Consider the following 26,349-nt stretch of genomic DNA (forward strand, 5'->3'; position numbering starts at 1 on the left):
GCAAAAAATATGATATGCATAAAAAATAACTTTATTATAAAATTAATTTAAGAAACATAACAAATTAAATAATTTAATACATTATTTTTATTGATCATTAAATTTCTATATAGGTATCAATTATGGATTTTTTTTAGAACCTCCTAAAAATGAAAACATTTTACTTAAAAAAGCAAATGCATTGGTAGGATATACAATAGAAGAATTAGCTTCTTATGTAGGTATATCTCTTCCATCAAATCTTAAAAATAACAAAGGTTGGATAGGACAATTATTAGAATATTGTTTAGGTGCAAATGCTAGAAAAACTCAAGATAAAGATTTTATTAATCTTGGAATTGAGCTCAAAACTATTCCGATCAATCGCTATGGTAAACCATTAGAAACTACTTTTGTGTGTACAGCTCCTTTAATAAAAAATAATGGAATAAGATGGCATTCTAGTTATTTAAGATATAAACTATCACGAGTATTATGGATCCCAATTGAAGGTGAAAGAAAAATTCCATTAGGAAAACGTAAAATCACTCATCCAATACTTTGGAGCCCAAGTTTAATGGAAGAAAAATTACTAAAACAAGATTGGGAAGAATTAATGGATATGATTGTTTTAGGTTATATTGAAAACTTAACTGGAAATTATGGAGAAATATTACAAATTCGACCTAAATCTGCTAATAAGAACGTATTAACTAAAGGTATCGGAAAATACGGACAGACAATAATGACACAACCACGTGCTTTTTATCTTAAAAAAAAATTTACTCACCAGATACTCATTGAGTATTTTAATACTAATTAAATGTACTAAAATATTTTTCTATAAAAATCATTAAAAATTTTTCTTAAAAATTATAAATTATATTATACATCTTAATATATATTCTATCTCTAAAATAGAATACTCAAAACTTAAATATCAATTAATAAAAAATTAAATACAAACTTATATTATGCTTATATCCCTTATAGATAATATCTCCATACTTCAAAAAAGAGATTGATTATATTTTATATTTAATAATATTTTTAAAAAAAATCATTTAAAAAATACAATTTTATTTATATCATATTTTTATACAAAAAAATTAATTAATGTTACATGATTAAATATTTTTTATATATATAAAAAATATTATGTAATATCTATATTAGATTTATTTTTATAAAAAATATTTTTATAAAAAAAATAGTTTTATAGATTAAATTATAACATTGATAAATTTTCTATTTTTACAGAAACTTACAATATAAAATATTAATATCTACAAATAGAAAAACTTGCATAAATATACAAAAATATATCGTAATATCATTTAATAAATAATATCATTAATTATTAATTGTTAATATATTTAACATTATTTTAAAATTTTAAGGTACTCAAATATTTATGACAAAACATCTTTTTACTTCTGAATCAGTATCAGAGGGTCATCCTGATAAAATTGCTGATCAAATTTCAGATGCAATACTTGATGCAATTCTAGAACAAGACTTAAAAGCACGTGTAGCATGTGAAACTTATGTAAAAACAGGTATGGTAATGGTTGGTGGTGAAATTACTACCACTGCTTGGGTAGATATTGAAGAAATTATTCGTAGAACAATACGTAAAATTGGCTACACAAGTTCTGATATGGGTTTTGACGCAAATTCTTGTGCTGTAATAAATACTATTGGTAAACAATCACCTGATATTAATCAAGGAATAGATCGAAACAATCCTTTTGAACAGGGTGCAGGTGATCAAGGAATTATGTTTGGTTATGCTAATAATGAAACTGATGTACTCATGCCAGCACCAATTACTTATGCTCATCGTTTAGTAGCACGTCAAGCTGAAGTAAGAAAAAACGGTATTTTACCTTGGTTACGCCCAGATGCTAAGAGTCAAATTACTTTTCAATATGAAAACAATAAAATCGTTGGAATTGATACTGTTGTATTATCTACTCAGCATGATCAAGCAATTAATCAAAAAGTATTATTTTCAGGTGTTATGGATGAAATTATTAAACCCGTATTACCTAAAAAATTATTAAAAAAAAACACAAAATATTTTATCAATCCAACAGGTCGTTTCGTCATAGGTGGACCAATGGGAGACTGTGGATTAACTGGACGAAAAATCATTGTTGATACTTACGGGGGTATGGCTCGCCATGGCGGGGGGGCATTTTCTGGAAAAGATCCATCTAAAGTCGATCGGTCTGCTGCTTATGCAGCTCGATATATAGCAAAAAATATTGTTGCAGCAGGATTAGCCTCTCGTTGTGAAATCCAACTTTCTTATGCTATTGGAATAGCTCAATCAACATCAATCATGATAGATACTTTTGGCACAGAAAAAATAAAAAACGAAAAACTTGTTCATTTAATAAATGAAATTTTTGATTTACGACCTTATGGTTTAATTAAAATGCTGAATTTATTACAACCTATCTATCTTGAAACATCAGTATATGGACATTTTGGACGTTCTCAATTTCCATGGGAAAAGACGGACAAAGTACCTGCATTATGTGCAGCAATCTAATGTGATTTCAATTAATCATTCTCTTAATATCTTTATTTCTGATATATATATCAGAAATAAATTATCATTTAATATTTAAAAATATTTCACTTATGATTTTTACATTAATCACAAATTTTTTAAATTAACAAATTTATATTTTTAAAATATCATCAAAAAATCACAATATTTTTTAAATAAAAAATAATAATTTAAAATTAGTATTTGCTATTATAGCATTAATAATTAATTACAAAATTATATATTAAAATGCGTGGTATAATAATCATTTATTATATTATAACTGCAACACCTTGATTTCTATATTTTTCAACTAATGCACAAGCAATTGCTTCTGTTTCAGCATCTGGGTTACCACTAATATCCATTGAACGAAAATGCAGTTGAAATGCACTAATGATTTTACGTGTTTCTTCATCAAGTTCACCTGATTGAGGAATTGTATCATATCCATATCTTTGTAATTGTTGTTGAATCACTAATATATTAGCAGGTGAATATGGTGATCGACCTGCTAAATATTTTTTAACCGTTATTTCATCTGGCCAAGCACCAATGCCAAATGCAGCTAACCGCTTCCATGGAAAAAGTTTTCCTGGATCATACTTCCTTAAAGGAGCAATATCACTATGCGCTAAAACATTATCAGGAGTAATATTATATTTTCTTATAATATCTTGTGCTAAAAAAATAATTGCAGAAATTTGTCTTTCAGTAAAAGGATACCATATCCTATCCCCAAATAAATCTTCAGTAAATCCTTTATTAACTATTTCTATACCAATAGAACTATAATTAATATTCAATTTTCCATTCCAACTACTAAACCCTGCATGCCAAGCTTTTTTATTTTCTGGAACTAAATTAAAGATCACTGGTTTTCCATTTTTTACTTTAAGATGTTTTGGAATAAGATAATGAGCACTTACTTGAGCTTGTGTTAATAGCTCTAATGATCTAGCATCATTTACTACTGTATAATGAAATATCAAAAATTTAATTCTATTATTTTGACTGATAGCAGAAAAAGAGTTATCGATATAATAATTACCTTTATCAATAATATGTCGCTCAGAAGAGCAACCAATGATCATAATTAATGTTAATAAAATAATCAATAATTTGCCCATATAACTCCATATAACTATTATAATGCTAATCATATATGATATTACATTGCTTAATTTTATATGTTATGAAAAATACTTTACTATAAGATTTTTATTTTAAATCTTTAAATTTTTATATTTTAATTAAAAATTTTTCTATATAATAGATTTATCAAACTTTATTGATTTAATTTTATCTTTAAAAATACTTTTTAAAAGTAAAATATCTTTCATAAAAATACACTACATAATTTATATATTAAAAAATAGAAATATTCTCTTTTAATAATACTTAGATAAAAAATTGATATATAAAAATTATAACCAAAAATAGCACATAATAGAAAAGATGAAGGATCATTTAATAAAATTATTATTTATTTATATTTTTTATTATCATGAAAAAAGAAGACTAAAATAATCAATTATATTACTTTAATATCAATACTTTTATCTATTTTAAAATATTTTAAATACTTATTAAATTAAAGCAATTATTTATAATGATTATTAAAACACGAAATATAATTAAAAATTTGATATAATATAAACGTTTTATAAAAAAAAATAAACCAGTTAATTTTATTTTAATAATTTTATTGTTAATAAAAAAATATATTTATCTTTAAAAATTAAATAATTTAAAAAAAATATTTTGTACAAATTTAAATCAATTTAAAATATTAGTCGATAAAATATAATTTGTAATATAGGATATGTTGAAAATTATATTTTTAAAAAATCAATTTTAAAATTATTTTTGAATTCAACAAAAAAAATATTTTGTATTTACTAATATTAATAACCATATAATAAAAATATTTTTAATTTTTATAAAGTAATAACAATATTTTTTAGTATAAAGTATATTATAATAAAAAATTTCATAAATTTTAAAAAATTTACATATAATACTTTTAATTTATATTTTTATAATTCATAATAAATATTATTTTTATATTATTTTACATATTATTTCAATAAATAAAAAAATAAAATTTTTTTTGCTTATTTCTATTAACAATAAAATTTATATAATAATATGAATAATAAATTCATTTTATATATCTTATTTTTTAATATATTATAAAAATATTTTTTTTAACCAAAATATATAATTTATACTACAATCAAAAAAGTATTTAATATAAAAAATTATTTAACACTCTAATATTGATATTCTAAAATATAAAAAAAGTATCTTAATAAATTTTTATTAAAATAAAAAAATACAACTAAAAGAATATGTAAAATATTCATGATAATTTACTAAAAAAATATATTTAAGGTAAATACATAGCTTTTATTTTAGTAATCTTAAATTTTATGCTTTTTAAAAATAGTAATAACGATTTATTAATTTATATTTTAAAGAATTTTAAATAATATTATTTTACACCAAAATTCATTATTACTATTCAATAATAAAACTCATTTTATCCTTATTATATATTTATGCATATATGTTATTAACGCGATCACGTAATTCTTTACCTGGTTTAAAATGAGGTACAACTTTTTCTTTTAAAAGAATTCGATGACCATTTTTTGGGTTACGACCAATACGTGAAGCACGATAATGAAGAGAAAAACTCCCGAATCCACGAATTTCAATACGTTTTCCTTTACTAAGTGTAATAATCATATTTTCAATCATCAATTTTATAGTTTTTTCAATTAATTTTGCTGGCATATGAGTTAATTCATTAATAAGTCTTTCAATAAGTTCAGACTTTGTCATAGTATTTTTCCTGTAAAATTTTATTTATCGTAAAAATAAAAATAATATTTGTGATTATCATCAATTTATCTTTCATTCACCTTTAGCTACTTTAAATGCTTCCGCCATAGCATTATTGATAAAATCACTACTTTCTTTTTTACTTACAGTAGTGACTGAATCTTTTTCATTAACTTCATCTTTTGCATAAAACGATAAAACAATTATACGATTTTTTCTATCAACACCAGTATATTTAGCTTCAACAATATCACCAATTTTAAACATATTATAAACATCTTCTTGCAAACGATCATGAGCAATATCTGATATACGTAAATAACCTTCAACACCTGAGGCTAATTCAATAGTAATTCCTTTTTCCTCAACCAAAAGTACTTTGCCACTAACAATAATACCTTTTTTATGAGTAGATAAATAACTATTAAATGGATCCTCACCTAATTGTTTAATTCCTAATGAAATACGTTCACGTTCAGCATCAACTTGTAGTACAACAGCAGAAATTTCATCCCCTTTTTTATATTCACGTACCGCTTGTTCACCTGGGATATCCCACGATATATCAGATAAATGAACTAAACCATCAATGCCACCTTCCAAACCAATAAAAATACCAAAATCAGTAATAGATTTTATTTTTCCTTCAACACGATCATTTTTATTATGTATTTCTGCAAATTTTTGCCATGGATTTGGTTGACATTGTTTCAAACCTAATGAAATACGACGTCGTTCTTCATCAATATCCAAAACCATAATTTCAACAATATCAGATACATTAACAACTTTAGATGGATGAATATTTTTATTAGTCCAATCCATTTCAGAAACATGCACTAAACCTTCAACACCTTCTTCTATCTCAACGAAACAACCATAATCAGTAAGATTAGTTACACGTCCTTTCAATTTAGTTTTTTCTGGATAACGTTTAGCAATTTCTACCCATGGATCTTCTCCAAGTTGTTTCAAACCTAAAGAAACACGTGTTCTATCTCTATCAAATTTTAATATTTTAACATTAATATCATCACCAACATTAACAATCTCACTGGGATGTTTTACTCGTTTCCAAGCCATATCAGTAATATGCAATAAACCATCAACTCCACCTAAATCAACAAATGCACCATATTCAGTTAAATTTTTGACAATACCTTTAACTTCCTTACCTTCTTGTAAATTTTCAAGCAAATGAGTACGTTCAGCACTATTTTCAGATTCAATCACGGAACGTCTTGACACAACAACGTTATTACGTTTTTGATCTAATTTAATAACTTTAAATTCAAGTTCTTGATTTTCTAAATTAACGGTATCACGAACAGGACGTACATCTACCAATGATCCGGGCAAAAATGCACGAATACCTCTTAATTCTACAGTAAAACCACCTTTTACTTTACCATTAATAATTCCAATTACTGTTTCACTATTTTCATAAGCTTTTTCTAACATTAACCAAGCTTCATGTCTCTTTGCTTTTTCACGAGATAAAATCGTTTCACCAAAACCATCTTCTACTGCGTCTAAAGCAACATCAATTTTATCACCAATTTTAATTTCTAACTCACCCTGTACATTTTTAAATTGATCTATCGGAATTGCTGATTCTGACTTCAAACCTGCATCAATTAATACTATATCTTTATCTATAGCAACAACAATACCATTAACAATAGCACCTGTGCGAGTTTCAATACTTTGTAAAGATTTTTTAAAAAGTTCAGCAAACGATTCTGTCATAGTAAGATCTTCAAAAATTTTAATTTTTAATTTTCCCATTTAACATCCTGATAAATGGTTTTTATGTATATTTTGCAACATTCCTTGCAGCAAATCTTTTTTGAATCAAATAAAAATCAAAGCTATAACGACAAAAATACAATAGATATAACTATTATGTCAATATTCATCGTATTATATTGATAATATTCGCTTTTTTATATAATCAAGTGCCTTTTTAATCACTCCTTTAATGGATAATTTTGTTGAATCTAAAATATAAGCATCTTTTGCAGGTCTCAATGGTGCTATTATTCTATGACGATCACGATAATCACGTTTTTTAATATCAACTAAAAGATTGCTTAATTTTACATCAAAACCTTTTTTTTGTAACTGTTCCATACGTCGACGAGCACATTCCCCAGGTGTTGCATTAAGAAAAATTTTTATTGGTGCATCAGGAAATACTACAGTTCCCATATCACGTCCATCAGCAATTAAACCTGGTTTCATACGAAACTCTCTTTGCCTACTTAATAATGCTTTTCTCACTTCAGGAAAAATTGCTGTAAGAGATGCAATATTACTAATTTTATCTCTACGAATTTCATTGCTAACTTCTTCTCCTTCAAGAAAAACACTTAATTCTTTATTTCTAGTTTCAAAAGATACATCAAGATTAGCTGCTAGGGGGATCAATGCTCTTTCAGATTTAATATCTACATGATGATATAATGCTGCTAAAGCAAGAACACGATAAATAGCACCAGAATCAAGTAACTGCCAACCTAATTCATTTGCTAATGCTTGAGATAATGTACCTTTACCAACTCCACTTGGACCATCAACTGTAATAACAGGTGGTACAACTACCATTTATACTCCTCCTTGTTTTGATAGAATTTTTTTCAGAAACTCATGCTTTAAATTTAATTATTATGATTTACCTTATTATACTTCATTATGCTTCATTTATAACATTATATTATCGATAACTTAACATTTCTAATTTTTCAAAATACTTGGGAAAAGTTTTAGCGACACAATCAGGGTATACAATTGTAACCGGGGTATTAGATAAAGCAATAAGCGAAAAACACATAGCAATACGATGATCATTATACGTCATTATTTTTGCATAATTCAATTTTTTAGGTGCTAATATCTGAATATAGTCATATCCTTCTTTAATTTGCACTCCAAGTTTTCGTAATTCAAATGCCATTGCACTTAATCGATCACTTTCTTTTACTCGCCAATTATAAATATTGCGAATAATTGTTTCACCATCAGCAAAAATCCCTAAAATAGCAATTGTCATAGCTACATCAGGAATCTCATTCAAGTCCATATCAATTCCGATTAATTTATTACGTTTACATTCAATAAAATTTTTTCCTAAAAAAACTTTAGCTCCCATTTCCTTAAGAACATCAGCAAATTTTATGTCACCCTGCAAACTATTTTTTCCAACACCTTGCACTCTAACAATACCACCTTTTATTGCTGCTGCAGCTAAAAAATATGAAGCAGAAGAAGCATCACCTTCTATAACATACTCTCCTGGAGAAATATATTGTTGTTGAGACTTAATATAAAATTTATAATAAAATTCATTTTCTACTTCAACCCCAAAATCACGCATTAATCTAAGCGTAATATCAACATACGGTTTTGAAGCAAGATTACCTTTTACTTGAATAATAGAATTATGGGATGCTAAAGGTGCTGCAATCAAAATAGCTGTCAAAAATTGACTAGAAATATGGCAATCTAAAGTAATATGCTCACTACCATAAAATCCTCCTTTTATTTTTATCGGTGGATACCCATCTTGCTCAAGATACTCAATTTTTGCACCACCTTGCTGTAATGCTTGAATTAAATGCAAAATTGGACGTTTTTTCATTCTAGGATCTCCAGTTAACACAATATCATTATTACTTAAAGATAAAACTGCAGTTAATGGACGAATTGCTGTACCTGCATTTCCTAGAAAAATTTCTAAACCTTTTTTATAATCAAAAAAATTACCGATACCTTTTATAATACATGTTTTACGATTATTAGATAATTGATATTCAACACCTAAAATTTTTAAAGCTTTTAACATGTAAAAAATATCAGTACTATCCAATAAATTAGTTAATATTGTTTGACCTTTTGCTAATGCAGATAACAAAAGTACTCTATTAGAAATACTTTTTGAACCAGGTAAATTAATAATACCTTCAACATAAGAAATAGGTTGTATAGTTAAAGTTTGCATCAAAAAATATTACAAAAATTTTAGTAAGATAATATATTTTATAATTATAATACATTTATAGTATTCATGTTACGTATAAATTCGTAATTTAAAAACAAAAAACAATGTAACTTATTTATTCTGATATTCAAAATGCATCATAAACTTAACAAGCTTATTTACACCATCCAAAGGCATAGCATTATAAATTGAAGCACGTATGCCTCCTTTTGTTTTATGCCCTTTAAGAAAAAGCAATCCTTTTCTTTTAGCTTCTTTTACAAATTCAACATCTAAACCATCTTTTATTATTTTAAAGGGGATATTCATTAATGATCGATTGAAAGGATGAATTCGATTAATATAAAATTTACTATTATCAATAATATCATATAATAATCTAGCTTTTTCTTCATTTCGTTTTGCTATTTCTGTTAATCCACCTTGTTCTTGAAGCCACTTAAAAACTAAACTTGATAAATACCATGAAAAAGTAGAAGGTGTATTATACATTGATTTATTATTAGCCAATAAAGTATAATTAAAGACAGAAGGTGTAGATTCTCTAGGATTCCCTAATAAATCTTCTCGAATAATTAGTAATGTAATACCTGCTGGCCCAATATTTTTTTGTGCACCTGCATAAATCACTCCAAATCGACTTACATCGAGCGGTTCCGATAATATTGCTGAAGAATAATCAACAATAACAGTCTTGTTTGATGAAAAATTAGGTAATGAACGACAAGCAATACCATCAATTGTTTCATTAGGACAATAATGTAAGTACTTTGCACTACTACTTAATAACCAATCATCCATGGATTTTATAGTTATATAATCAGAATTTTCTTTTATAATATTAATTTTATTAACAATGGAATATTTTTTAGCTTCATTTGCAGCACACTGTGACCAATACCCATTAATAATATAATCTACTATTTCATTACATTGAAATAAATTTAATGGCAATGCCGAAAATTGTCCTCTGGCACCACCATGGCAAAAAAGAACTTTATAATTTTTAGGTATTTTAAGTAATACACGTAAATTTTCTTCAGCTTGTTCCACAATTTCTAAAAATTCTTCGCTACGATGGCTAATTTCCATAACAGAAACACCCATACCATTCCAATTACAAAGTTCTTGTTTTGCACGTTGTAAAACTTCTACTGGCAACATAGCTGGACCAGCACTAAAATTATATATTTTAGTCATTAAGATACTCTATATTGATAATTTTAGCTTGCAGTGAGATATAGCAAAAATTAGTAATAACATTAAAAATAAATTTCTAATTAGAAATTTATTTTTAAATATAATAATATTTTTATATTTAAAAATAAAAATACATTTAAAAAACATAATATTTAGTAAGAGTATATCCTAAATAACAAAACTAATCTTAAAATAATTAATACTAATTTCTATAAATGTAAGAATTATTAAAAATAATAGTGATTTAATGTTATGCATCAATTTTCAATTTTAAATCATCATATCTATATTAAAAAATTAATATTTTAAAATATATAAAATACTGAAAATAATACTTTTAAATTTTTTTATTATTTTATAATTCATAGATAAGAATTGATATTATTTAAATAGATTATCTATAAATTTTACAAAAAAATACAAACATATAGATTAGTTTTTTACATAAGATATTAAGAATCTCTTTATGAACATAATAATACATAAAATTCTATTTTCTATGATTAATATCAAAAAAATAATGAATTAAAATTATAGTTCTAAATAATGTAAAAATAAATTACAAACATTCTTATTTACTATTATAAAATTTATTTTAATAACTCTAAGCTTTATATAAAAAATGCATAAAAAAAGAATATGTAATTTTCTGTTTCAAAAATTATTTTTGCGCTCCTAAAATTTTTCTCTTCTAAAAAATTCGATTGCAAAGTCTTCATATAATTTTTTCAAAAAAAATAAAAACCGTATACTAATTTTATATAAATAATTTTTAAATTAAAACTATATATTAACTGCATATTAATAACTACATATTAATAAATAATATTAAGAGAATTTACAAAAACATACGCATGTATGAATATTACGCAAAATATAGCATTGATTAATATATGATATATCAATTATGAAAATAGCAAAAAACCATAATTTTATTTTAAATAATTTATATTGAAATTAGCAAATATGAATATTTATATAAAACTTAAAAATCCATATAGCCAATAGTAAAATAATCTAAAAATTATTTATTAATTTATATATATCAACAATCATCAAATATAAATATAAAAATTAAACATAATTCTTTATTTTTATAGTTTATATAAAAATTATTCACTATTTAATATGTGTTTTTTTGTAATATAATATTTATTAGCAATTTGACTAATTAAATTTTGTAATTCACCTTTTTCATACATTTCAACTATAATATCACAACCACCAATTAATTCACTTTCAACCCATAATTGGGGGAATGTTGGCCAATTAGCATACTTAGGTAATGCAATACGAATATCGGGATATTCTAAAATATCTATATAAGCAAAACGTGCAGAACAAGCAAAAAGAATTTGTGCAGCTTTTGCTGAAAAACCACAATTGGGAAATTTAGGAGAACCTTTCATATACAAAAGAATTGGATTTTTTTTTATTTGCTGTTCAATTTTTTTTAAAACATTCATTTTTATTTCCTGTACACCTACTTTATAAAATGTATTGACATATTTTTGTAATATATAACATTTTGTTAAAATACTTTTAAGAAACACTGAATATTTATATCTATAATATTTATTATATATTAAAATATTAAAAGTAAAAAAATAAAAATAAAACTATCAAAAATTTTTTTTATAATTACAAAACAAAAAATTAATACTTTAAAAATATATATTGATATAAAATGAATTTTATATAATTAATTTTAAAAATCAAAATAAATATTTAAGTTTTATTATATGATCGAATGCTAAAAAATTCTTTTAAAAAAATGAATAAAAAATAATTTTTGTATTTTAAAATATAATCTAATAAATAAATAGTTTTTTGAAAAAACTGTACATAAGATTTTTATGTCAATCTCAATTATTAAAAATATTAACTAGAAAAATAGAAAATATAATTTTCTAAAAAATAATTTTTATTACATATACTATCTTATAATATTCAAAAAATCATTCAATATCTTTTTGATATCATAAAAAAAGATGGCATTATTTCCTTCTTTCATTACAGTAAAAATAAATCTTTTATACGTAAAAACTATTTATAAAATAAAAAAATACAATTAAAAATTGTCAATGTTATAATAATATAGACAATATATACATTGTTTAAATGTATCAACATTATAAAAAAATTTATTTTTATACTTAAAATCATTACAATAAATCTTATTTACAAGAGAAAAAATACATTTTATGTAAATAAATGATTATTTATATTTGTTATTCTGATAAATTCTGATAATGCAATCTTCATAATTTTCTTATATAAAAAAGAATTATTTTTCTATTTGATTATATTCAACATACATTAATTTTAAAGATAAATAATTTTATTAAATAAATATGTTATTTATTAAATTTAATCTCTTCTTTAATTTAATAATATTTTTTACAAAAATTTAATAATTTTTTAATTGTTTTATAATCAATTGATTCTATCTAAAAATTACCACTAATCTTATATATCATTAATGATTTAAATAATCAAAATTAAAAATATATAAAACAAATAAAAAAGAAAGATTACTATTGCTAGTATATACTTTATGATATAATGTATAAAAATTATATTTTAGTGTAAATATTTATCAATAAGAAAATTATATTTATAATTAAATAATCGTATTAATTTCATTAGATTCATTAGAAAAAAAATTTTGATATAAAAAATCATATATTTTTAAACAAAATATACTTTTTACTTGTATATTTCATGCTGAAAATAATAAAAAATATTTTAAAATTCATAAATTTTATGCAAAAAATATTATTAAATATAATAAAAATACATAAAAAATCTATATGAAAGATTGTCGAACAAGATTTTTTACTTTCTTTTTTATAATATCATTATGAATATTTTTACTTACTTCATCTGTGAATGCAACCATAATTATATGCTGAGCATCTTGAACATGAATACCTCGTGAACGAAGATAAAATAATTGTTCAATATCAATACCTCCCACAGTAGCAGCATGCGTGCATTGAACATCATCAGCATAAATTTCTAACTGTGGTTTTGTATTTACTTCTGCTTCTTTTCCTAATAATAAATTGTTATTTTTCATCTGTGCAGAAGTGTTTACTGCTTTTTTTGAAACTTTAATTACACCATCAAAAATAGCTTTACTATTATTTAATGCAATAGATTTATGTAATTGATAACTTTGAGAAAATGGCTCATTATGTTCAAGATAAGTTTTTATATCAATAATTTGCTTATTTTTAGGTAAAAATAAACTATTCAAAAATAATGTACTACCTTTACCTTTTAAATTACTACTTGTATGATGTCGAGATAATTTAGAACCAATGAAAATGCCAATGCTTCTAATGTTACTAGTTTTTCTAGCAACAAAATCATCATGAGAAAAATGAAAACTTTGTTTATTTTCAAAATTAAGTTTTATATGATTTAAAAAACCATTATCACTAATGTTAGCTGTAAAGCGACTTCCAGTTAAATGTGGTTGATGATTCAAGGAAACAAAATGTTCAATCACTTGTGCTTTACTATTAACTCCAATTTCTAAATGATAACGATAATGACTAGTATTAATATGATGACTAGAGTTTGATCCTGAAGTAATATTCAAGATATAAAGTGGTTTTTCTACTAACTGATTAGAATCCAGCTTAATTAATAATGGTTGAATAGACAAACTTTCTGTCAAATATAAGAATATATCATTATTAAGAATAGGCACTGGGAATTTTTTCATGACATCCTGAAGATTGTGAATCTGATAAGGAAAAAAATCATCACTACTTAAGTTAGGAATAAAATATCCATCAATTAAAACAATTCTCCATCCATCTAAATTAGTAATACCTATATCTTTGAAACTTTTAAAGTGAATATTATGAAATGTATTATTAGTTAACTGATATTTAGCAGTTAATAGCTCTTTTAAAGGAGTATAATGCCATGCTTCATCTTTAAATAATGGAAATCCTATTTTTTCTACTAAATTCCAATAATTTATTGCTTCTTGTTCATTTGCTCTTTTACTACTATAAAAAATATCTGAAAAATGTTTTAATGCTTGTTGATTTAACATTTCCATTTGAATTTTTTCTTCTTTTTTTTTGCACTTTATCAATAAATCAAGCATAATTTTTCTACCTAAACAATATTTAAATAATATTCAATAATCAAACAATTATTTACAAATAATTTATATTATTAATAATGTTGATATCATAGTAAAAACTAAAGATTTTTAAAAAATTTTTTAAAAATAAAAAATAAATGGCAAAACAGAGTAATGCAATTTTTTATTTTGATGTTCAGAAAAAAACATAAACAATTTTAAAAAAATTATTATATAAAAACATTTTTATAGACAAATTCTATTAAAAAAAATAATTCTTATTCTTTATTATTACTTAATTTGTAAGTTATTATAATACAATATTCTTAATATTAAAAAATAAAAAATATAATTTCTAAAATATTTTTCTTATTTTCTACTAATCAAAAATTTTTATAAATTAATTTTTTTTAGAAAATATATAATTAGAAATATCAAAATTATTAAATTCATAATTAATATTAATTATTTAATATTTTCCCCATGACTAAATTTTTTTAACAAATTTTATTTTTAATTTTCTTATATCTTAAATTAATATATATTTAAAAACTATTCTTTCATATATTTTTAAAATAAAAATACAAAATTTTTTAAAAATCATAAAAATCAGTTTTAAAAAAATTAAAATTACTAATTGAATGCTCTTATAGAGAATTATCAAAAATAAATAATAACTATCATTTTTTTACTCAAGTAAAAAAATGATTATATAATATGTTATATAAAATTTAAATATATTAATATAATTAATAATTATTGTTTAAGATTTTTTTTTTCTGGATTCTCTTTTAAAGAAAGAGAATGCCCGATATTTATTTTCTTTTTTTCATACTGAATATCCTTTTTAAAATCATTAAATTCAGGTATTTTTTTATTTAAATCTAAAGTAATTTTTTTTGATGTCCCAATAAAAAATCCACCATCTTCAATTGATAAATTTTCACTAAAAATTTCACCTTCTATTATACCATTTAGCTGAATTTGAATAACATTAGATTCCACACGACCATCAATTTTACCATGAATAATAATTTTTTTTGCTAAAATACTACCTGTAACCATACCATTTTTTGTAATAATAACGGTATTTTCTTTGCAAAAAATATTTCCAACATATTTACCATCAATAAATATATCTGAATCTGATATAATATCTCCAGTAAAACAAGTTTCAGAACATATAATTGTTTTTTTATCATTTTCAATTTTCTTTTTTTTATTTTTTATATCTTCTATTTCTTTTTTCTTAAACAAAATATTTCTCCTAAAATAATAGATAATAAGAAAACTAGAGATTAATCCGGTACCAAAAGAAATCCAAAAAAATCCATTAAAATACATAATAATAGATAGGCACCATGTAATAATGGCTACGTTGATTAATCGCACATTATCCTCCATAGGATCTAAATTAACTACTAAAATATTTGATTAATTATTTTTTGCTATTTTTAATAAAAATTTATATTGTAATTATCATTTTTATTTGACAATAAAAATGATAAAAATTTTATGTCACTCGTAAAAAATACAAAATCTCTTCAATTAAAAGATAAAATATACAATTATCATAAAAACAAAAAAATATCTTTATATTTAAATATTCTTCTCTTTATTATTTAAAAAAATGATATTTTCATCACTTACCTAAAAAATACATTATTGTTAAAATAAATTATAATTAATAATACAAATTTATCAGTATCATGTTATAAATTTGTTAATTTTTATCAACTTTTTAATATAATATTTTTAATAATTAATGCAAATTTTTAATATTGATTTTATAAAAAAATATTTTTTAAAACATCTTTTAGTTATTATAATTTTTGTTTTATAATAAATATTAAAACTATCTAAATATCAAATTTTTAAAATAAAAGTTTAAATTATCAAAATTTTTTCTTTTTTTTATTTTATAAAATTATATTTAATTATTATTAAATATATATATTATAACAATTTTTAAAAAGGTAAAAATAATTTTATAATATTAATTACAATATTAAATATAATAAAAAACATTTTTTATATTTATATTTCAAATATTTAAAAAATATTATCAATAAAAAATTAATTTTATTAAATTGATTCTTTTAATCTACTATTTTTTTTTGAAAAATTATCATAATAATTTATTATTCATTAATATTAAAAAAATAATAATTTTGAATAAAAAAATATTAATATATTTAAAAATATATCCAAAATATAATTTTACATGTTAAATTTCGAAAATAAAATTTTATGTTTTTAAAACTAGTGATTGATTTAATATTTTTTAAACAAAAAACATATTATTAAATTCAAATATTTTAAAATATATATTTACGATAATTAAAAAATTAATTTATATATCATTAATAAAAAATAAATTTATAAAAATCATGTATTTACGTTATAATAAAATAAAAAAAATACAATTTTAAATTATTATTTTAATAATAAAAAATTCAATAGAAATTTTAGATTTTAGAAAATCTAATAAAAAACATCAATTACAAAAAAATAATAAAAATATAAATTTTTGAAATTATTAAAAATAAAAATATTGCATATTTTAAATAAAATCATTTTAAAAAAATAGATTTATTAAAAATAAATAATATTTATAAAATATTAACAATCAAATATCAAAAATAACATATTTATAAAACAAAAATAAACAATTATTCAATTAAAAAATATTTAATATATTAAACATTTAATATATTAAACATGAAGTTTAATTCATTAATTTAAAATATATATTTTCTTTGAATGATCCTAAAAAAATAAAAAGATTTTTAAGATTCCTATTATCTTTATTTTACATTATTTTCAAAAACATAATTTTTATATATAATCAAAAAAAATAATCATTTATAAAAAAATATTGATGATGTTCTATTAACAGATAATTACTTTAAAATATTTTTTAATATTAAATGCTATGTTAAAGATCATAAAAAAATATACAAAATATTTATTTTCATAATATAATCAATATTTTATCATTTAATAAATCTTAATCATTTTTTATAAAAAATTAATATTAAATTAACACATTTTATTTTTTAATATATTTTATATAATTATATCTTTTTAAAGATTAAAAAAATAATTATATTTTATTGATCAATAAAATACTTATAATCAACAAAATACTTCAGTGTATCAGACAAAATATTAATTTTTATAAATTAATTCTTTACTAATAGTATGTACTACTGTACTTAAAACCTCTATATATGACATCTTCAAAAAATGTTTTTGAAAACTACATACCATTGCTAAAAAAATACACCAATAAAAAACAAAAATTTTAATACAAAATTAGCATATCCTGAAAATAACTAATATTTTATGATAGATTAAAAAAATAAATTCAGATTTTATTTTGTAAACTTAATAAAAATTGCATTTTTTTTTGAAATTTATTTTCTTAAAATATAAATGTTTTCTTATTTGTAATCTTATGCTAAATTCATTAAAATGTTATTATGCGTTTTAATTATTACAACTATTTTATATACATATATATTAAATGTTCAAAAAGAAAAATACAAAAAAAAAAGATTTTTCATTCAAAAAACCTACAAAAAAATTGGGTCCTTGGAAATTTGATAAAAAAATTGCTAAAATTTTTCCTGATATGATAAAACGTTCTATTCCTGGATATTCTAATATCCTTACTATCACTGGAATGTTAGCAAAACGTTTCGTAAAACCTAACAGTTTTGTTTATGATCTAGGATGTTCTTTAGGAGCAGCAACATTATCAATACTTTCTGATCTTAAAATAAAAAACTCTAAAATAATTGCTATTGATAATTCAATATCTATGATCAAACTCTGTAAGAAAAATGTATCTTCATACAAAACAAAAATCCCTGTTGAAATAATTTTAGAAGATATTCTTGATACAAAAATAAAAAATGCTTCTATGGTCGTATTGAATTTTACATTACAATTTATTATTCCTGCAAAACGTCAAAAATTAATTAATCGTATTTATAAAGGTTTAAATCCTGGTGGATTACTAATATTATCAGAAAAATTTAATTTTAATGACAAAAAAATCAATAATTTGTTATTTAATATGCATTATGATTTTAAACATACCAATGGATATAGTATCAAAGAAATTTACCAAAAAAAAAATATGTTACATAATATTATGATCACTGATTCAATCCAAAAACACAAATCACGATTAAATATAGCCGGTTTTAATAATTATGAATTATACTTTCAATATTTTAATTTTGGTTCAATCTTAGCCATTAAATCAAAAAATAGATGATAAACTTTGGATTTTTTTATCGAAAAATAGCTATTGGACCACTTAGCATTTGGCTAAAAACCTTACCATATCAAATTGAAAAATGGGAAAAAAATCAAAATACACAATTCAAATATTGGAAAAAAATAGTACAAAATCTACCAAAAATAAAACCTACTTATTTAAATTTGAAAACAGGTGTTATTGCAGAAAATACAGTGAATCTTTCTGTAAAAGATAAAGAAAAAATTCTTCAATTGTTAAAAAAATTAATGCCATGGCGCAAAGGTCCATTTTTTATATATGGTATTAATATTGATAGTGAATGGCGATCAGATTTAAAATGGCAACGTATAATCCCTTACATTTCAACATTAAAAAACAAATTAGTGCTCGATATAGGATGTGGTAATGGCTATTATATGTGGAGAATGTTAGGTGAAAATGCAAAATGTGTAATAGGAGTTGATCCTATTGAACGATATTTATATCAGTTTGAAGCCATTCGTAAATTAATCGGCAATATTCAAAAAGTACATTTATTACCATTAACTATCGAACAACTACCTGCATTAAATGCATTTGATACAGTATTTTCTATGGGTGTAATTTATCATTCTCGTTCACCATTAGAACATTTATATAAATTAAACAATCAGCTAATTTCAAATGGTGAACTAATATTAGAAAGTTTAGTTATTGAAGGCAATGAAAATCAATGTTTAATACCTACTGAACGTTACGCTAAAATGCGTAATATATATTTTATCCCATCAGCAAAAATGTTAAAAATTTGGTTAAAAAAAAGCAAATTTTACGATATAAAAATTATAAGTCAAACACCAACAACAATACAAGAACAAAGAAAAACAATCTGGATGAAAAATGAATCACTAGAAGATTTTCTGAAACCAAATAATCATAATTTAACAATTGAAGGATATCCTGCTCCCATACGGGCTATTTTAATTGCAAAAAAAAAATAAAAATAAAAAAACTATATTCAATAATAAGAATCTAATAAAAAATCAGTATATAATCCTATAATAATATTTTTTAAATTAAAGTATAATCTTCATATTTTTAATAATCTTATCTAAAAAACAATATAAAAATATTCTCTATATGAAAAATAAATGAATATTTTTATCAAAAAAAACAAGAAAAACAAACTAATTATTTATCTAATGATACTTAATAAAATCTTGATTAATAGAGAAATACAGTCATTAAATAAAAATGCTATATTAGCATATACCATTTTTATTTATATATAAAAAATCAAATAATCTTCGATATCACAAAAAATGATTTCAAAAAAATAAATCAATAAGAAATCAAAAATTTATTTTTGTTGTTTAATTTATTTTTATTGTTTACTAATTTAGTATATAGTAATTATTTTTAATAAGCCTCTAATTTATTAAAAAATCAAAAAACTCCTTACATAAATTTTAGATAAACATACAAATATTATGCTAGCATTTAAAGATCAAATACAATATTTTAATTTTAGGTAATTAAGTGAATATTCATTCTTTACTTTCAAAAAAAATTACTCACGCATTAATTAGTGCAGGTGCTCCTAAAAATAGTAATGCACATGTACATCCTTCAAAAAAAAGAAAATTCGGTGATTATCAATCTAATGGTATTATGGTTGCAGCAAAAAAAATTGGTATTCCTCCTCGCAAATTAGCTGAAAAAATATTAACTCTATTAAAAATAGACAACATCGCTAGTAAAATAGAAATTGCTGAACCTGGTTTCATTAATATTTTTCTTGATAAGCAATGGATAGCAAAAAACATTTCATTGACTCTACAAGATTCTAAATTAGGTATCACTTCCATTAATCCACAAACAATTATTGTTGACTATTCTTCTCCAAACATAGCAAAAGAGATGCACATTGGACATTTACGCTCTACTATACTAGGAGATGCTATCACTCGTACATTGGAATTTTTAGGTCATAAAGTTATACGTGCTAATCATATAGGTGATTGGGGGACACAATTTGGCATGTTAATTGCATATCTCAAAACAATGAAAAAAGAAAAACAAAATATATCATTATCTGAAATAGAAACTTTTTATCGTGAAGCAAAAAAAATCTATGATGAAAATAAAAATTTTTCTGAACTTTCACGTAATTATGTTATTAAACTGCAATCCGGTAATAAAGATTGTCGTAAAATATGGCATCAATTAGTCAGTCTTAGCATGAACAATAATCAATACATCTACAATCGATTAAATGTTACATTATCTAAAAAAGATATCATAGGAGAAAGTTTTTATAACGATATGTTACCAGATATTATTAGGGATTTAAAATCTAAAGGATTAGCGGTTGAAAGCAATGGAGCTATTGTTGTCTACCTTGATGAATTTAAAAATAAAAATGGTCATCCTATGGGAGTCATTATTCAAAAAAAAGATGGTGGTTACCTATATACTACAACAGATATCGCCTGTGCAAAATATCGATACGAAGTATTACATGCTGATAGAATATTATATTATACAGATTCTCGACAACATCAACACTTAATACAAGTATGGAAAATCCTACATAAAGCAGGATATCTTCCTAAATCAATAAAATTAGAACATCATATGTTTGGTATGATATTATCTAAAGATGGAAAACCTTTTAAAACTCGTTCTGGTGAAACAATTAAATTAAAAGATTTACTGGATGAAGCAATCAAAAGAGCTGAACATCTTATTCGAAAAAAAACATCAAAAATTCCAGAAAATGAATTAGCTGTAATTATTAATGCCGTTGCAATTGGTGCAATTAAATATTCTGATCTATCAAAAAATCGTACTACAAATTATGTTTTTGATTGGGATAATATATTAACTTTTGAAGGTAATACAGCACCTTACATGCAATATGCATATACCAGAATATGTTCTATTTTAAAACATGTAAACATCAATTCTCTGGATTTAATGCAACCAGTAATATTAAATAATGAATATGAAGAAATCCTAGCTATTCGTTTATTACAATTTGAAGAAACGATTTTATCTGTCGCTCATGCGGGATTACCACATATTATGTGCACTTATTTATATAATTTGGCTTGTGTATTCTCTAGTTTTTATGAAAAATGTCCTATTTTATATGAAAAAAACCATATTTTAAAAAATAGTCGATTAAAACTGGCATTACTGACACAAAAAACTTTAAAAATTGGCTTAGATACATTAGGTATTGAAACTATAGAAAAAATGTAATTCTTTGTATTTTTAAAAAATTATTAATAATATTTTTTATTAAAACACTTTTTTCTTAAACAAGAAAATATAACACTCAAGTAAAAAATCATATTTTTTTTATTATCATTATTTATTATTTCAAATATCCTGATCTGAAACATTTTTTTAATATTCTTAAAAATAAAAAATTAAAAATTAATTTTTTTAATTGAATTATAATATTGATATAAAAATTATATAATCTCCATATTTATTATAAATAACAATTTTTATACTATAATTTATAAAAATTAAAGTAATATGAACATTATCTCTAATATTTTTTCAGATAAAAACAAAATTATTATTAATTTTAATTTCTTTTTTGAGATTTTTAAATAATGATTTATATATTTTTATTAGAATAATTATTTATTTTTTAGAATATATTTGTAACATCATACGTTCAACAGTATCAACAATCCCTTGAATATTTGTGTCAATTTCAATATTAACTGTATCACCTAAATTTTTATCTGCAATATTAGTACGAGCAATTGTTTCTGGAATAAGATGTACACAAAAATGGTGGTTTACTATATCTCCTATTGTTAAACTGATACCATCGATTCCAATAAAACCCTTATACAAAATATATTTCATTAAAAATGGATGTTGAACATGAAACCACATTGTTATATTATTTTCTGCTTTAAGAATCTCATTAATGTCTACCGTACAAATAATATGTCCAGACATAATATGTCCACCAATTTCATCTCCATGTTTTGCTGATCTTTCTAAATTAATTTTATCTCCTATTTTTAAATTACCTAAATTTGTTACATGTAACGTTTCTTGCATCAAATCAAATGTAACTTTATCCTCAAAAATTCGAGTAACTGATAAACAACACCCATTGTTAGAAACAGAAGCACCGATTTCCAAACCATTCAGTAATTCTTGTGGAAATTTTACAGTATAAGTTCTAAAATTAACCTTTTTTTTTATAGAAAATAATGTTCCTTTACCTTGTACTATACCTGTAAACATAAAATTTATTCCTAAATTTAACAAAATATTAACTATAATTATTAAAAATTAAAAAATTACAACTCATAAATAAAAAATCTAACATAAAAAATAAATCACGTATATTTTATCTAACTAAAATAACAATTCTTTAATTAAAAAATTATTCAAATAAATATTACGTAGAATAACAACAGACTTGATAAAATAAAATTTATTATTTATTATGATATCATATAATTTTAATAATTTTATTAAAATATTATTTCATTGCGTCTGTAGCTCAGTCTGGTTAGAGTGCCACCTTGACATGGTGGATGTCGGTGGTTCAAGTCCACTCAGACGCACCAAAAACAATTTTTTACGATTTTATTATTGACTTAAAAAATATATAGGATTTTTAAAAAAAGAAAATCCTAAAATTTTTATATTATGATAAAAAATTTTAAATTCATAATAAATATAATTAATTAAAAATCTCGTAACCGCAACCCTAAAATAAATAAAGTAGTAAAATAACTTATTGCAGCAATAAAAATCACCGATAATAATCGAAAAATTCGCACTACCATATTACCTTGCTCCAAAATAGGGATAAAATTTAATGTCAGCAATAAGACAAATATCATAACAATTAAAGCTATAATTAATTTTAATAAAAATTTTCCCCACCCAGCTAAAGGAGAAAAGAATTTTTTACGACGCAACTCTAAATAAAGCATTAAAGCATGAAAACATGACGATAAAGCAAGTGATAATGCTAATCCAACATGTTTTAAAAAATCAACAAAAATAAAATTCATTAATTGCGTTAAAAGCAAAGTAATAATTGCAATCTTTAAGGGAGTTTTAATATCTTTTCTAGAATAAAATCCAGGTGCTAATACTTTAACTAAAATGACTCCCATTAATCCGCTACAATAAGCAATTAAAGCATATTGTGTCATTATTGAATCGTAGGAAGTAAAATTACCATATTGAAAAAGTGAAACTGTTAACGGATGTGCTAAAATAGCAAGTGCTATAGCACAAGGCAATGCTAATAAAAAACAAAGTTTTAAACCTAAGTTTATTAAACGTTGATATTCTCTATCATCACCAATTGAAATACTTTTCGCTAAAGAAGGTAACAAAATAGTACTTAATCCCACACCTAATACACCATTAGGCAGTTCCATCAATCGATCCGCATAATAAATCCATGAGACAGATCCTGCACACAAAAAAGAAGCAAACATAGTATTTATAATTAAAGAAATTTGACTTATTGAAGCAACAATTACTAATGGTCCCATTAACTTAATTACACGCCACATATCTTTATTTTTAAAAGAAATACAAGGTAATACTAACATACCTATTTTTTTTAAAAAAGGTAATTGAAAAAGTAATTGCAATATACCACCCATTAAAATTCCCCATCCTAACGCTAATATTGGAGGTTTACAATATGGTGCTAAAAATAACACTCCAATAATCATACTAATATTAAGCAAAACAGGCGTGAAAGCAGGGACAGAAAAACAATTCCAAGTATTTAAAATCGCACTAGTTAAAGAAACTAAAGAAATAAATAATATATAAGGAAAAGTTATTTTTAATAAACAAAGGGTTAAATCAAATTTGTTAGTTATCTCACTAAAACCAGGTGTAATTAAATAAATAATCCAAGGTGCACTAAACATCCCGATTAATACAATAATTGCTAAAATTAATGTTAAAAAACCGGAAACGTTAGCAATAAACATACGAGTTGTAGCATCAGCTTTTTTATCTTTATATTCTGCTAATATAGGAACAAAAGCTTGAGAAAATGCACCTTCTGCAAAAATACAACGCAAAAGATTGGGTAACCTAAAAGCAATAAAGAAAGCATCTGTTTCTACACCAACACCAAAAAAACGTGCAATAATAGCATCACGAATAAATCCTAACATTCTAGAAAACATAGTCATAGAACTTATTGTTGCTAATGTTCTTAATAAATTCATATAATATTTTTATTAAAAAGTTACTTTAATACATATTAATAAAATATAGTAGTTATTTTTAAAAATATTATTATTTATAATAACTATTGATTTTAAAATTAAATTATTAAATAAAAATAGATAAAATCTATTTTGTAACTATAGATTCACTAAAGTTAGCTTTAAATTTTTACTATTGTATACAAAAAATATTTTTTGATGTTTAATAACAACTATATTCACAATTGAAAAAATTAAATTTTACTGAAATTAACAATAAATTCTTATTAAATAATCTATAATATTATTTTACTTAAAAAATAATGTATAATAAAATACCAATCGGGTTTTATAAAAAATTAAAATTAAACAATACATAAAACATTCATTTATATACTAAAAGTAATGATTATAATAAATTATATATAAAACATTGTGTTTAACAAAAAAATATATTTTTTATAATTTATTTACGCAATTTCCATATTGATATAATTTTTTTTGTAAAACTACAAATACAAAAATAAATGTATAAATTTATTCTCATAAGGTGAGATGTCTGAGTGGCCGAAAGAACATGCCTGGAAAGTATGTATACATTAAATTGTATCAAGGGTTCGAATCCCTTTCTCACCGCCAAAAATCAAAAAAACTTAAAACTATTTTAATAAGCTTCATGAAATAGTTATTACATAAATATGAAATAATTAATAAAATTTGTTGAATAGAAAAATTCATAAAAAAATAAGTAAAATAACAACAGACAGTATTAAGCGTAATACTGATTTCATAAGTAAAGTATAATACATACTAAAAATGAATAAATCTTATATTTTTATTAAATTCACAAAATATTTTTATATTAATCTTTACATGTTTTTAATATTTATAACATCATATTTGAATAAAAAATAAAAAATTATGATCATTAACTTTTATTTTAATTAAAATATAATTAACATAATATATAAAGAAGATAAAAGAAAAAATAAATATTAAGATTTAAATATTTTTTTATATAAAAAACCACTAAAAAATATATTTAATAAAATGAAAAAATAAAAATAAAAAATATATAAAAATTTAGAATTTTTTATTAATATTAAAAAAATAAGATATAGTATATATTATATAATTTATAATATCATGAACAAAACAAATATTAAAAAT

The 26,349-nt window shown here is 22.2% G+C and carries 16 protein-coding genes and 2 tRNA genes; 7 read left to right on the plus strand and 11 right to left on the minus strand.

Features of this window, described 5'->3' with window-relative positions:
* Nucleotides 1-115 precede the first annotated feature (115 nt).
* Nucleotides 116-802 carry a DNA mismatch repair endonuclease MutH gene (mutH, locus tag ABNS14_RS02390; protein WP_348666664.1) on the plus strand — a complete coding sequence of 229 codons (687 nt, stop codon included), beginning with the start codon at nucleotides 116-118 and terminating at the stop codon, nucleotides 800-802.
* A 591-nt stretch (nucleotides 803-1,393) separates the two neighbouring features.
* Nucleotides 1,394-2,539, plus strand: coding sequence for a methionine adenosyltransferase (gene metK, locus ABNS14_RS02395; RefSeq protein WP_348666114.1), 1,146 nt, complete (start codon nucleotides 1,394-1,396; stop codon nucleotides 2,537-2,539).
* A gap of 272 nt (nucleotides 2,540-2,811) precedes the next feature.
* Here the strand turns inward: metK and ABNS14_RS02400 are convergent, their stop codons facing one another.
* The 9 genes from ABNS14_RS02400 to ABNS14_RS02440 all read right to left on the minus strand — a co-directional run bounded on the left by ABNS14_RS02400 (nucleotide 2,812) and on the right by ABNS14_RS02440 (nucleotide 16,089).
* Nucleotides 2,812-3,669, minus strand: coding sequence for an N-acetylmuramoyl-L-alanine amidase (locus ABNS14_RS02400; protein WP_348666115.1), 858 nt, complete (start codon nucleotides 3,667-3,669; stop codon nucleotides 2,812-2,814).
* Nucleotides 3,670-5,101: 1,432 nt separating this feature from the next.
* On the minus strand, nucleotides 5,102-5,389 hold the full coding sequence (gene ihfB, locus ABNS14_RS02405; RefSeq protein ID WP_348666116.1) for an integration host factor subunit beta: 288 nt from the start codon (nucleotides 5,387-5,389) through the stop codon (nucleotides 5,102-5,104).
* 72 nt (nucleotides 5,390-5,461) lie between these two features.
* Nucleotides 5,462-7,138 carry a 30S ribosomal protein S1 gene (gene rpsA, locus ABNS14_RS02410; protein ID WP_348666665.1) on the minus strand — a complete coding sequence of 559 codons (1,677 nt, stop codon included), beginning with the start codon at nucleotides 7,136-7,138 and terminating at the stop codon, nucleotides 5,462-5,464.
* Between the two features lie 174 nt (nucleotides 7,139-7,312).
* Nucleotides 7,313-7,996 (minus strand): (d)CMP kinase, encoded by a 684-nt coding sequence (gene cmk, locus ABNS14_RS02415; protein WP_348666117.1) that lies wholly within the window; start codon nucleotides 7,994-7,996, stop codon nucleotides 7,313-7,315.
* Between the two features lie 109 nt (nucleotides 7,997-8,105).
* Nucleotides 8,106-9,389, minus strand: coding sequence for a 3-phosphoshikimate 1-carboxyvinyltransferase (gene aroA, locus ABNS14_RS02420; RefSeq protein WP_348666118.1), 1,284 nt, complete (start codon nucleotides 9,387-9,389; stop codon nucleotides 8,106-8,108).
* A 111-nt stretch (nucleotides 9,390-9,500) separates the two neighbouring features.
* Nucleotides 9,501-10,589 carry a 3-phosphoserine/phosphohydroxythreonine transaminase gene (serC, locus tag ABNS14_RS02425; RefSeq protein WP_348666119.1) on the minus strand — a complete coding sequence of 363 codons (1,089 nt, stop codon included), beginning with the start codon at nucleotides 10,587-10,589 and terminating at the stop codon, nucleotides 9,501-9,503.
* Between the two features lie 1,112 nt (nucleotides 10,590-11,701).
* Nucleotides 11,702-12,055, minus strand: coding sequence for a Grx4 family monothiol glutaredoxin (grxD, locus tag ABNS14_RS02430; protein WP_348666120.1), 354 nt, complete (start codon nucleotides 12,053-12,055; stop codon nucleotides 11,702-11,704).
* 1,343 nt (nucleotides 12,056-13,398) lie between these two features.
* A complete protein-coding gene (gene sufD / locus ABNS14_RS02435; RefSeq protein WP_348666121.1) occupies nucleotides 13,399-14,718 on the minus strand; it encodes a Fe-S cluster assembly protein SufD in 1,320 nt (439 codons plus the stop codon).
* 735 nt (nucleotides 14,719-15,453) lie between these two features.
* Nucleotides 15,454-16,089, minus strand: coding sequence for a bactofilin family protein (locus ABNS14_RS02440; protein WP_348666122.1), 636 nt, complete (start codon nucleotides 16,087-16,089; stop codon nucleotides 15,454-15,456).
* Nucleotides 16,090-18,226: 2,137 nt separating this feature from the next.
* On the opposite strand from ABNS14_RS02440, the gene cmoA reads away from it, so the two are divergent.
* The 3 genes from cmoA (at nucleotide 18,227) to argS (ending at nucleotide 22,216) form a co-directional block, all read left to right on the plus strand.
* On the plus strand, nucleotides 18,227-18,985 hold the full coding sequence (gene cmoA, locus ABNS14_RS02445; RefSeq protein WP_348666123.1) for a carboxy-S-adenosyl-L-methionine synthase CmoA: 759 nt from the start codon (nucleotides 18,227-18,229) through the stop codon (nucleotides 18,983-18,985).
* Nucleotides 18,982-19,950 (plus strand): tRNA 5-methoxyuridine(34)/uridine 5-oxyacetic acid(34) synthase CmoB, encoded by a 969-nt coding sequence (gene cmoB / locus ABNS14_RS02450; RefSeq protein ID WP_348666125.1) that lies wholly within the window; start codon nucleotides 18,982-18,984, stop codon nucleotides 19,948-19,950. Before cmoA ends, cmoB begins: the two co-directional genes overlap by 4 nt.
* 538 nt (nucleotides 19,951-20,488) lie before the next feature.
* Nucleotides 20,489-22,216: an arginine--tRNA ligase gene (gene argS / locus ABNS14_RS02455; protein ID WP_348666126.1), complete on the plus strand. Its 1,728-nt coding sequence runs from the start codon at nucleotides 20,489-20,491 to the stop codon at nucleotides 22,214-22,216.
* Between the two features lie 393 nt (nucleotides 22,217-22,609).
* On the opposite strand, the gene ABNS14_RS02460 is transcribed toward argS, so the two are convergent.
* The gene (locus tag ABNS14_RS02460) at nucleotides 22,610-23,230 is read right to left on the minus strand and encodes a riboflavin synthase subunit alpha (protein WP_348666127.1); all 621 of its coding nucleotides are present in this window, start codon (nucleotides 23,228-23,230) and stop codon (nucleotides 22,610-22,612) included.
* A gap of 251 nt (nucleotides 23,231-23,481) precedes the next feature.
* Between ABNS14_RS02460 and ABNS14_RS02465 the strand changes: the two genes are divergently transcribed.
* Nucleotides 23,482-23,559: transfer RNA gene (locus ABNS14_RS02465), tRNA-Val, on the plus strand.
* 120 nt (nucleotides 23,560-23,679) lie between these two features.
* Here the strand turns inward: ABNS14_RS02465 and murJ are convergent.
* The gene (gene murJ / locus ABNS14_RS02470; protein WP_348666128.1) at nucleotides 23,680-25,200 is read right to left on the minus strand and encodes a murein biosynthesis integral membrane protein MurJ; all 1,521 of its coding nucleotides are present in this window, start codon (nucleotides 25,198-25,200) and stop codon (nucleotides 23,680-23,682) included.
* A gap of 528 nt (nucleotides 25,201-25,728) precedes the next feature.
* On the opposite strand from murJ, the gene ABNS14_RS02475 reads away from it, so the two are divergent.
* A tRNA-Ser gene (locus ABNS14_RS02475) sits at nucleotides 25,729-25,818 on the plus strand.
* Nucleotides 25,819-26,349 lie beyond the last annotated feature (531 nt).

This window comes from Arsenophonus symbiont of Ornithomya chloropus, assembly GCF_964026495.1.
Lineage (GTDB): Bacteria > Pseudomonadota > Gammaproteobacteria > Enterobacterales > Enterobacteriaceae > Arsenophonus.